This window comes from Shewanella scandinavica (genome assembly GCF_031932065.1).
In the GTDB taxonomy this organism is placed as follows: Bacteria; Pseudomonadota; Gammaproteobacteria; order Enterobacterales; family Shewanellaceae; genus Shewanella; species Shewanella baltica.
On sequence record NZ_JAUOES010000005.1, the window covers coordinates 125780 to 136886 of the forward strand.

Annotated in this window: 12 protein-coding genes; 5 read left to right on the top strand and 7 right to left on the bottom strand. The window is 45.5% G+C overall.

What is annotated here, in order from left to right:
- Window positions 1-1249: 1249 nt before the first annotated feature.
- Both Q4Q50_RS05670 and Q4Q50_RS05675 read right to left on the bottom strand, forming a co-directional pair.
- Window positions 1250-1555, bottom strand: a complete 306-nt coding sequence (locus Q4Q50_RS05670; protein ID WP_311898765.1) for an Mpo1-like protein — start codon at window positions 1553-1555, stop codon at window positions 1250-1252.
- The gene (locus Q4Q50_RS05675) at window positions 1539-2186 is read right to left on the bottom strand and encodes a GNAT family N-acetyltransferase (RefSeq protein ID WP_311898767.1); all 648 of its coding nucleotides are present in this window, start codon (window positions 2184-2186) and stop codon (window positions 1539-1541) included. Before Q4Q50_RS05675 ends, Q4Q50_RS05670 begins: the two co-directional genes overlap by 17 nt.
- A gap of 148 nt (window positions 2187-2334) precedes the next feature.
- Between Q4Q50_RS05675 and Q4Q50_RS05680 the strand changes: the two genes are divergently transcribed.
- Window positions 2335-2568: a DUF2789 domain-containing protein gene (locus Q4Q50_RS05680; protein WP_311898769.1), complete on the top strand. Its 234-nt coding sequence runs from the start codon at window positions 2335-2337 to the stop codon at window positions 2566-2568.
- 11 nt (window positions 2569-2579) lie between these two features.
- Here Q4Q50_RS05680 and Q4Q50_RS05685 read toward each other — a convergent pair whose 3' ends face one another.
- Window positions 2580-2987 (bottom strand): DUF3192 domain-containing protein, encoded by a 408-nt coding sequence (locus Q4Q50_RS05685; protein ID WP_311898770.1) that lies wholly within the window; start codon window positions 2985-2987, stop codon window positions 2580-2582.
- Window positions 2988-3152: 165 nt separating this feature from the next.
- On the opposite strand from Q4Q50_RS05685, the gene Q4Q50_RS05690 reads away from it, so the two are divergent.
- Complete coding sequence (locus tag Q4Q50_RS05690) at window positions 3153-3536, top strand: hypothetical protein (protein WP_311898772.1); 384 nt, start codon at window positions 3153-3155, stop codon at window positions 3534-3536.
- The gene (locus Q4Q50_RS05695; protein WP_311889265.1) at window positions 3536-4309 is read left to right on the top strand and encodes a Zn-ribbon-containing protein; all 774 of its coding nucleotides are present in this window, start codon (window positions 3536-3538) and stop codon (window positions 4307-4309) included. The genes Q4Q50_RS05690 and Q4Q50_RS05695 overlap by 1 nt, the downstream gene beginning before the upstream one ends.
- 154 nt (window positions 4310-4463) lie before the next feature.
- On the opposite strand, the gene syd is transcribed toward Q4Q50_RS05695, so the two are convergent.
- On the bottom strand, window positions 4464-5114 hold the full coding sequence (gene syd / locus Q4Q50_RS05700; protein ID WP_311898773.1) for a SecY-interacting protein: 651 nt from the start codon (window positions 5112-5114) through the stop codon (window positions 4464-4466).
- 59 nt (window positions 5115-5173) lie between these two features.
- Here syd and queF point away from each other — a divergent pair, with 59 nt between their 5' ends.
- Complete coding sequence (queF, locus tag Q4Q50_RS05705) at window positions 5174-6031, top strand: NADPH-dependent 7-cyano-7-deazaguanine reductase QueF (RefSeq protein WP_311898774.1); 858 nt, start codon at window positions 5174-5176, stop codon at window positions 6029-6031.
- Window positions 6032-6125: 94 nt separating this feature from the next.
- On the opposite strand, the gene Q4Q50_RS05710 is transcribed toward queF, so the two are convergent.
- A complete protein-coding gene (locus tag Q4Q50_RS05710; RefSeq protein ID WP_311898777.1) occupies window positions 6126-7067 on the bottom strand; it encodes a LysR family transcriptional regulator in 942 nt (313 codons plus the stop codon).
- A 123-nt stretch (window positions 7068-7190) separates the two neighbouring features.
- On the opposite strand from Q4Q50_RS05710, the gene Q4Q50_RS05715 reads away from it, so the two are divergent.
- Window positions 7191-9179, top strand: a complete 1989-nt coding sequence (locus Q4Q50_RS05715; protein ID WP_311898780.1) for an alkyl/aryl-sulfatase — start codon at window positions 7191-7193, stop codon at window positions 9177-9179.
- A 141-nt stretch (window positions 9180-9320) separates the two neighbouring features.
- On the opposite strand, the gene Q4Q50_RS05720 is transcribed toward Q4Q50_RS05715, so the two are convergent.
- Entirely contained in the window at window positions 9321-9872 is a 552-nt protein-coding gene (locus Q4Q50_RS05720) for a hypothetical protein (protein ID WP_115335147.1), read from the bottom strand.
- 189 nt (window positions 9873-10061) lie between these two features.
- Entirely contained in the window at window positions 10062-10955 is an 894-nt protein-coding gene (locus Q4Q50_RS05725; RefSeq protein ID WP_311898782.1) for a 4'-phosphopantetheinyl transferase family protein, read from the bottom strand.
- Window positions 10956-11107: the final 152 nt, after the last annotated feature.

Here is an 11107-nt window from a genome sequence, read left to right on the forward strand (position 1 = left end):
TCGCCAACATCCTGTTGCCCGTAATTCCTTCTACAAGATGAATTCTACGCCAACCAACAAAAGTACTCATTGCGGATTATTTAAAATGTTAACGAAAATAGTGAGCTTAACTGATGAAAAAATAGACTAACCGGCTGATATAAATAAAAATAATAACCAAATCCAAGATATACCCCCCCCTTTAACTTACAAATTACTTACATACTTGTGAGAGATCTCTTACACGGAGGATGGCAATTCGAATCAAAAGTAAGCAAAGCGCTAGATGTTCTCCCCTGAAGGACTTATGCATAAACCACTATCGCTCAAAATTCGACAAGCATTCGTGCATAACCAAGACACTGTCAACTCAGAGAGTAAATCATTGGGCAATAAGAGAAGTAAGACTGGTAAACATGCTTTGCGGTGAGAAGTCTTTAAGCAGAGTTAAGATAAAATCTGTGTGAATAGCTTTATAGCTTGGCAAAGCGAGATTAATGCTGAAAATGAACCAAAGAAAAGGGCGCAACTAAAGTGCGCCCCATTTATCCTTTGTAAGCCGTCCTGCTCGATTTGTGCTCCCTGCACCATCCATGCGTTTGCTTGCGTCCTGCGTCGTCCCTGTAATTCCTTTTCGTCCCTGTGTATCAAACTTGCGTGAGATAACACTCAGTCCTTTGACCTGTAAATCCATTTTACAGAGCCTGTCACTTCCTATGACTTCTTCCTATTGCATCCTGCAAAAATTTGTCTTCCATAGAGTAGTACAAGCTGTTCACCCTTATACTTTATCCTTGTCTCGACACATCCTGTCTCGAGTTCATGCTTAATCCTTAAGCGTGTCCTGTATTCTTCCTGAAATTCATCATCCTGACGATACGACTCACTGTCTCTAATCATCCTTGAAAAGCAATCCTGCTTTTCCTTAGCCTATCCTAGGCGAATGACAGTTTTCCTACCGTCAGCGATTTCAACCATGAAATCTTAATTCGTTGCTTCTTGCGTCCCTTTGGCCTGTTTCGCTTTCCTTGCTATCCATTTGCTTTGGCCATGAGTGAATTCTACGTTAACCATGACTTTTTTGTTCGGCTCAAAGAACGGACTACAAAAGAAATTACGACCGAACAGGAGAAAGATAAACACAAACTAATGATTTAATTGAAAATTAAACCGAGGAGAACAAAAAACAATCAAAAAGAAAACATTATGTCCTACAGCGTTTGTAAGCGATCTCTCACACGGGTATGGGCATCTCACTCGGGCGGCTTTTTTAACGCTTAAAAATGCTGCGGATCATCTGAGCAAACATCACCCAATCTGCCATCAAACTGTAAAAGGGATACTGAAATGTCGCGGGTCGATTCTTCTCAAATACAAAGTGTCCCACCCACGCAAAACCGTAGCCAACGAGCGGAATAAACCAACATAGCCACCAGGCTTGTGAAACCAAGGCAATGCCAATCAGCAGCAAGACTAAACAACTGCCAACAAAGTGCAATTGCCGGCAAGTCGGGTGCTGGTGCTGGGATAAATAGAAAGGATAAAAATCGGCGAACCGTTTATAAGAGTGAGTCATCTTGTTGCACCGAATAGAATAATAACTGGCCATGGACACTGCCGATATTGAGCTCGCCTAAAGAAACAAAGCCATGCTGAGTAAACAGTTGCAGATGGCTCTCCTGAGCGACAAACACGCCAATACCATCCAAATCCGGCTGTTCATCACACCAACTCACCACAGCTTGCACTATCTTATGTCCGAGTCCTTTATGCTGCTCGTTCGGTGCAAGGGCAATAAACTGCAAAATACCACAGTGCTTACTGGGTAAGAGTTCGACAATACTGGACTCTTTTTTCATCAAAGCTTGGGTTGATTGCCAGCCCGTACCTAACAACATTTTTAAGCGCCAATGCCAGTAACGCCCTTCTCCCAAAGGCACTTCTTGCGTTACCACACAGGCTAAACCAACCAGTCTTTCATGGTCGAACAAACCTATGAGTGCTTGTTTTTGTTGCCATAACGTATTGAGTTCTTCGCGGATCGCGGCGCGCAGTTTTTGCTCGTAAGCGGCTTTATCTGAGGTAAAAAGTGAATCGACAAAAAAAGGGTCATCATGGTAAGCGTTGTAGAGGATAGAAGCGGCAATGCGTAAGTCTTCCGCGGTCAAATAGACTGCACGGCAGTCTTCCAAGGTCTCATTATCCATTATTAGTATTCCTTGACTTAGCTCACACTTTTATGAGTAACAATCAATTTACCAAGGAAACAGAAAAGTGCAAATTTTAATCATAGATTGCATTTTTCAATCAGGCGTTTACTCTAAACGAAGGCACTATACTGAAAAGGAAATAATGATGGATACTACGCCAGTAGACTTAAGCCACTTATTCGAGCAACTCGGTTTAGACAGTAGCGATGAAGCCATAGCGCAATTTATTGCAACCCATGATATCGACCATCACATCCATTTAAGCCAAGCGCTCTTTTGGACCCCTGCCCAAAAGAGCTTTATCATTGAAGGTTTAGAAGCCGATGCCCTCTGGACTGAGCCCATTGAGCAATTAGACACTCAGCTACGTAAAAGATAAGACTCGTTGGTTCAGATTTTACCGTAAGCCGTTTCACCCCAACCCACTAAGGCATTGTTGCTCAGCACGATAGGCGTGCATTCATCCTTAGTGGTTTTTCCATCGCCATTATTACGCTGGGTACGATAAAACAACACTAAGACTTCATTATTGGCTTCACCTTGTTGAGCACTTTGTTGAATATAGGCTTCACTAAAATCAGCGGTGCCCATTAAGATCATCACTTGGTCTTTAGGCATGCCTAAGCTCAGTTTGGTTAAGTTAGTGCGATTTTTATCCTGCACTTTCTCCCAAGATTCGCTGCTATCCCAGCCCGATTCTCCATCACCGACATTGACCACGCAGCCGCTAAGACCTAAGCTTGCGAGCCCTAAAAACGTGATGGCGATAAGTTTGTTATTCAATTTATGGTTCATCATGTGACATCCTGTGTAATTATTATTGAAGCTTAAAAAATGGTATTTCGGCTGGACAATAAGCAAAATAAATGCCACAAGACAACACACTGTTTTTAAATGAAAAAAATTAATTATTATTTTAAAATTGGTTTAAACAATTCAACAAATTAAGGAATTTTGCTAATTATGAGTCCCCTTGACCAAGTATTAGCGGCCGCACGTTCGCTCGAAGCCTGCGGTAAAGTACCGAGCCTTGCCTTAATTAAAACCCGTTTAGGTAGTAGCCTACCTTTACCTATATTGATCCAAGGCTTACAGCAATTTAAATCTATGCCTAAGGCAGATCGCGAGCGTTTAGCCGAGTTACAAGCCATCAGCCCGACAATCGAAGCCGCTGCAACTAACGATACCTTGACGCTTGCGCTGCTTGCCGATCGCCTGCAGATACAACAGACATATTTTGAACGTCATGCTGAGCAGCAAAAAGCAGAAATAATGCAATTAAAAAATGAGCTGCTTGAACTAAAACAACGCATCAACTTATTAGAATCCCAAGGAAAAACCGCTTAATGTTTGTCACTGAACTGCGTTTTGAATGCTTCGCCGACACCACTATCTCTGCCGCCGAAAAAGCCATTAATCAGCTCCTTGAAGCCTATCGAGCTAATGGCCAAATCTTAGGGCGAGAATTTGCGGTCGCCTTTAATGACGGTGAGTTTAGAGTGCGTTTACTGATGCCAGAGAAAAGCAGTTTAGCGCATAAATATCACAGCCCTTGGGTCAAAAAAGCATTAGCAGAGTTAACCGACGCTAAGCTACTCGCGCCGCGGGAAAAGTTTATCGGTCAGGACATTAATTCTGAGGTCAGCAATACCGACACACCGAGCTGGCAACTGCTGTATACCAGCTTTGTACACATGTGCTCGCCCCTGCGCAGCGGCGATAATCTACTGCCGATTCCCTTATATCGACTTCCAGCAACCTTTAATGGCGATCACAAACGCATTATCCGTTGGCAGAGCGAATGGCAAGCCTGTGACGAGTTACAAATGGCGGCGGCCACCAAAGCAGAATTTGCCGCACTTGAGGAATTATCGAGTCCAGACAGTGATTTATTTCGCAGAGGTTGGGATTTGCGCGGCCGTATCGAATATCTCACTAAAATTCCGACCTATTACTACTTATACCGCGTCGGCGGCCAAGATTTGGCCTCCGAAATGGCGCGACCTTGCCCACGTTGTGGCAGTCATGATTGGAAACTCGATGAACCTTTATTGGATATGTTCCACTTTCGCTGCGAGCCTTGCCGCATAGTATCGAATCTGTCTTGGGATCATCAGTAACATCATCTTATCTCGCTGTAGACCTCAACCTAAGATAAGCCATGCTTAGGTTGAGCGTTCACGCTCAAACTCAGTGTGGTAGAGCATTCACACTCTGGCTAAACGTTGTAGAAGGCTGAGAGCTCGCCGCAAGATAGCGTCAAGCTCCCGCCAACTAGCGTTTACCGAAGAGGTTTTGCCACATACGTTTAAAGCTGGCAAAAATCCCAGGATGTTCTAATGCAGGCATCGGCAGTTCTTCATGTTTAACGGGCGGTGCTATCCGTGGCGATATTGCTTCGATAAACGCAGTCAAACTCGAGGCCAATTGCGCTGATTGCACTTCACCAGGGATTTCAATCCACACGCTGCCATCACTGTTATTGATGGTGAGCATTTTATCGCCCTCATCTAATAGGCCAATGAACCACGTCGGTGACTGCTTGAGCTTTTTCTTCATCATCAGATGACCGATCAGGTTTTGCTGCAGGCAGGTAAAATCATCCTCATTCCACACTTGCAGTAACTCACCCGTGCCCCATTCTGAGTCGAACAATAACGGTGCAGAAAAATACTGACCGTAAAAATGATTGATTTCTGGCCATAAAGTCAACTCAAGCGCATGCTCAACATTGGCAAAACTGCCTTCGACTTCGCGTTTAACCGGCTGCCAAGAAACGGCTTGATCAAGATCAGCATGAAATTCGCCTTGAATACACACAGAAGGCTCACCCTGTGGGTAATAACGCGGTAGTTCACCTAAACTCGTTAGGTAAGCTTGATGGTAGTTTTGCAAAAATTTATCGAGTGCGGGCAGACAAGACACTTAAGCACAATCCAATTTCAGGTATAATGTGCGCCTATTTTGACATGGAAACAGTATTGATGACACAGAATCACGATCCCTATAGTGATGCGCAAGCGCTTGTTGGCCTGACTTTAGGTAAAGCCACAGACTATCAAGCCGAGTATGATGCGTCGCTGCTGCAAGGGGTTCCACGCTCACTAAACCGTAATGCTATTGCACTCACTGGGACGTTACCGTTTCATGGTGCCGATATCTGGACGGGTTATGAGCTGTCTTGGTTAAATGCTAAAGGTAAGCCTATGGTGGCCATAGCTGAATTTCATTTAAGCTATGAAAGCCTGAACCTGATTGAGTCGAAATCGTTCAAACTGTATCTCAATAGCTTTAATCAAACCAAGTTCGATAGCATAGATTCACTGCAAAAGACCTTAGTCGCAGACTTAAGCCAATGTGCTCAAGGTGATATTAGCGTTAAAATCATCGAACCAAAAAGCTTTGGCATTCAGCGTATTATCGAGTTACCAGGCACGTGTATTGACGATCTCGATATTGAAGTCAGCGATTATAGTTTTAATCCTGATTACTTGAAAAACAGCACGGACGATAAGCAAACGGTCGCGGAAACGCTTAATTCAAACCTGCTGAAATCCAACTGTTTGATCACTTCGCAACCCGACTGGGGCAGCGTGATGATCCGTTATCAAGGGCCTAAAATCGATCGCGAGAAACTGCTGCGCTATTTGATTTCTTTCCGCCAACATAACGAGTTCCACGAGCAATGTGTCGAGCGAATTTTTGTCGATTTGAAGCGTTTCTGTCATTGCACTAAATTGACCGTTTACGCCCGCTATACGCGCCGCGGCGGTTTAGATATCAACCCGTATCGCAGTGACTTCGAGCAACCTGGCGAAAGCCACAGACTCGCAAGGCAGTAATTAACGTTCGTTCGAGTATCAGATTACGAACTAAGGTTTAGAACTGAGCAAAAACCAAGGTTACATACCGAAACTAAGCTCTGAATCGCTAGCCCTAGTTGCTAACAAGATTCAGAGCTTTTTCATTGACTGTGCTCGCACTGGCATCGAGCAATAAGCTTCGTAGCCATTGATGACTCGGGTTTTGGGTGTATTTACTGCTCCACACCATATACAAATCAATGGGTCTTGTTTTCAGTGGCATAGGTAAAATTTGGATGCCGAACATCTCGGCGTACTGACTGGCGTACCGCAAAGGCGCTATGCCTATCGCCTCACTTTTGCCTACGGTAGCAAACATACTCAATAAAGATGACTGCTCACTATACATCTTGCGTCTAGGCAAGACGCCTTCGGTAAACAAATCCCCCGCAGTAAGATTAAAACGCCGCATATTCAAAAAGACGTGTTTCTCCTCAAAATACTGCTCATGGGTAATGGCGCCTTGAATCCGAGGATGTTGCCGACTGACGATACACACTAAGGTTTCGGTGAAGAGTAATTTGCTCGAGAGCAAACTTTGCTGCGCGGGTTTAATGTCTATCGCCACAGCGACTCGCTCAAGCAAGATATCGCGATATAAATCAGCCTCCTGTGGCGGTGATTCCCGGAAAATCACTTCAATATCCGCATCCTGTAATAACGCCTGCACACCGGTTTGCAGTGCTTCGATAACCGACTCATTGGCATATACATAGAAGCGTCGCTGACTGCACTTTGGATCAAAATGCTCAAACCCCAGCAATACAGTTTCGATATCTGCCATTGGCTGCTCAAACTTACGGTACATTTCCCGCGCCACCGCCGTCGGTTCAATTCCCCGCCCAACCCGATTGAACAGTGACTCCCCGACCCATACCCTGAATCGACTGATCGCGTTACTGACTGAAGACTGAGTTAAGTCCAACTCTTCAGCCGCTTGCGTGAATGAACGAGTACGGTAAACCACCATAAACACCCGCAATAAGTTTAAATCTAACGGCTTTTGTGTCGGCATAAAGGAAACCACTCATTCACAATATGAATATTACAACCCAAGCTAACGCGAGTTATCTAAATACACAAGCTGTCTATACTCAAACCATCAACGACACAATCTCTCCTATCTGTAGGTAAAATTATGCAAAAATCTTTGATGACATTGAGTATTATCGCAACGTTCTCCCTCAGCGCTTCGGCGGCAGAACACGAGCATGAACATATCAGTCTGCACTATCAGGGAAAGCCTGCGACCCAGCAAACCGCTGAGGTCAACAAGGCCACAGCAGCCACTCTAAATTACACCGATAAAAAAGCCTTTGAAGAGTTTTCTAAGAATCTCATCGCCGAACTCGATGAACCAACTGCCTCCATTTTACGCACCGAATTCAGCTTTATCGGCGACAAAACCCCAGACACAGTCAATCCCTCACTCTATCGCCAAGCTCAGTTGAATATGGTGTCTAACGGCTTATACAAGGTCACAGATGGCATTTATCAAGTTCGCGGCACTGACTTGTCGAACTTAACGCTTATCCGCGGTAAAACGGGGTGGATCCTTTATGACGTGCTGCTCACCAAAGAAGCGGCAAAGTTATCCCTAGAGTTTGCGCTAAAAAACTTGCCTGAGGGTAATGACTTACCTGTGGTGGCGATGATTTATTCCCACAGTCATGCGGACCATTTTGGCGGTTCCCGTGCAATCAAAGACATGTACCCTAAGGTCAAAGTCTATGGTTCAAATAACATTACCAAAGAAATTGTCGACGAAAACGTTCTCGCCGGTAATGCCATGAGCCGCCGCGCCGCCTATCAATACGGCGCAACGTTAGAACGAAACGATCAAGGCATTGTCGATGCCGCACTCGCCAAGGGGTTATCCAAAGGCGAAGTGACCTACGTTAAACCCGATGTCACCTTAAACGGCAAAAATAAGTGGGAAACACTCACCATTGATGGTGTCGACATGGTGTTTATGGATGCCTCAGGCACAGAAGCCGCCTCGGAAATGGCCACCTACATTCCCTCAATGAAAGCCCTGTGGACGGGTGAACTCACCTACCATGGCATGCACAACATTTACACCTTGCGCGGTGCAAAAGTCCGTGACGCCATCAAATGGTCAAAGGATATCAATGCATTGCTGACACGCTTTGGCGATGATGCGCAGGTACTTTTTGAGGCCCACTCGGCGCCCGTCTTTGGCAATGCGGATGTGAATGCTTACCTCAGAATGCAAAGGGATAACTATGGCCTAGTGCATAATCAAACCCTGCGTCTAGCCAATAATGGCGTGGGTATTCAAGATATTGGCGATGCTATTCAAACCACAATCCCTAAGGCGGTGCGCGATACTTGGTATACCAATGGTTACCATGGCACCTACAGCCATAATGCGAAAGCCGTGTACAACATGTATTTAGGCTATTTCGATATGAATCCAGCCAACTTAAACCCGCTACCGACTAAAGATGAAGCGAAGAAATTTGTCGAGTATATGGGCGGTGCTAAAGCCGTGGTTAAACATGCCAAAGCCGACTATGCCCAAGGTGAATACCGTTTCGTGGCGACGGCACTGAATAAAGTGATCATGGCAGAACCCGATAACGAAAAGGCCAGACAATTACTTGCCGATACCTATGAGCAACTGGGCTACCAAGCCGAAGGCGCAGGCTGGCGTAACATTTATCTTACCGGCGCCCAAGAGTTACGCGTAGGGATCCAACCCGGCGCGCCCAAATCGGCATCGGCAGATATTTTAGGTGAAATGGAGATCTCGACTCTGTTTGACTTCCTAGCCGTAAAAGTCGATAGCATCAAGGCCGCAGAACTTGGACTGATCAGGCTTAATGTGATTAACCCCGATACCAAAGACACACTCTACGTCGAGCTAAGCAACGGTAACTTAAGCAATATTAAGGTTGATAAACCAATGGAGGCCGACACCAATCTTTATATTGATAAGCGCTACATTACCGGGATTTTACTCGGCAAAGTGACCCTCAAAGACTTACTTGCCAACGGCACGGCCAAACTCGAGGGCGATAAAGCGGCCTTCAGTAAAATAGCGTCGACCTTAGTAAAATTTGATGAAAACTTTGAAATCGTCCCGCTACCTAGCGCGAAATAATGACATCAACGCCCTGAAGCTTCAGGGCTTTTTTTATGGGAAAACGGACTAACGTATATTCACCTTGAACGCCTCTAACACTGGGGGATTGGCATCATGCCAAGCAGATTCAGGATGATGTTGTGAGTTCAGAAAGTAGAATTAGTTCGCAGGGGCTGGCGTTGGAGTTGGCGCTACAGTTTTACACTCAAGTAATAATTGCTGGAAATGTGCGCCTAAATCTTGCTGGGCAAATTGCTCGCTCGCGGTCGCCATTTGCTTAAGGCTTTGTAAGGCTTGATCTAAACCTTGTTGCTCGATGAGACTTTTAGCATAGGCCGCCGCATCGGCGCCTTTTTGCAGCAAGCTCGCGACCTGATCAAAACTGATGTCTTGTTCCATCACTTTCTGTAAGTCACCCAGCAATTCTGCCACCTTGGCCGACTCCACCAGCGAGCCTTCAACATTCACTAACTTGCCAAGCGGATCTTGGCTCAGTTTTTCAGCCACGCAGGCCGAAACTGTGCCCGCCGCTGCGCTTTGGGCCACAACATCTAAGCCATTAGCACGAATTTGCTCAACCACTTGCTGCAATTGTGGATCTTGGGCTAACCAAGCCTGCTCTAATTGTTGCTTTTCATCGCCACCAAAATAACCACAACCAGATAACATCACCAGCATAGTAGCCGGTAACATGCACTTAATCCGTTTCATTACTAAACCTCATTTAATCCATTCAAATTCAAAATATTATCGGTGTGACTATACCCAGCAATGTTTAACCGAAGATGAATAAAAGTTGATAGTAAGATAAGACGGAGAAAGAACCATGGCTAAATGCGATCGCGAACTTCAGCGGTTTATCTGAGTTTACTGGCGTGAAAAAAACACGCACTTTCGTCGTTAATCAGCAACAAGTAAGTACTCTATACTGCTCAGCTGTGCGGTTAACGTTAAAGGAATACTGGCGTTACCGGCATGCGCTAGGCTAATGGCAAAGCGATACTCCTCGGTCAAACGACCAAAATGTGCCTGCCAATGCATAGGGTCTGCTAAATCCAGTGTGTGTATTGGAATTTGTAGCGGGACTTGTAATGGAATATGTGGATAAACATTAAGCATTGAAGCTACGCTGCAGGCTTGCCTCAATCCGGCATCTTGGCATGATAACTCAAGCGATTCTGCCGCCAATTGCTCAAACGGCTTTAGCTCAAAGGCGAAGGATTTAAGCGACTGCGCTAAGCCGAGACCTGTCGCCTTGATATAGGACTCCTTTAGCGCCCATAAATCGAAAAAGCGCTGCCGCTGACCCGCTTCATCGGCGAGAGCGAGCAAGGCTGACGTTTCTTGGGGAGAAAAATAATGATTTAGGATTGGATAGATATCCGTCTTCGGCCGCGATCTTTCAATATCGACCCCAAATAAACCAGACTCAACGCCATGAAACTGAGCCACACCAATCAATAACCAATCGCCGCTATGGCTTAGGTTAAACTCAAGCCCAGTTTGCTGCCGTAATGCCGTCGTTAAGCTCGGTTTACCCCTAGCGCCATATTCGAAACACCACTCCTGTGGCGATAAATCTGCATAGTGAGATAACACGGCCCGCAACGCTGCCCTGACCTGTAATCCCTTCATTTGCGCCTTGGGATCGCGATAACGCGCAACCTTTGCCAGTTCATCCTCACTTAACCAAGACTCGGCGAGTGATATTTGCGGCAATGAAATATCGCTCAGTGGAATAAAAAATAGATCCACATTCACGCCGTTTTTGCTAGATGCTAGAGAGTCGGTCATTCGAGAGCCTAGCTGTACAAAGCTCTGTGGCTGATGAGTTATCATTGGCTGGCTTTCAGGAGAGCACTTAGCGGCATTCTGTTCAGGATTCATTTATGTGAGTTCATTTATTTGGGTTCACTGTTGTCTGGGGTCACTATTATCTTGGCTGA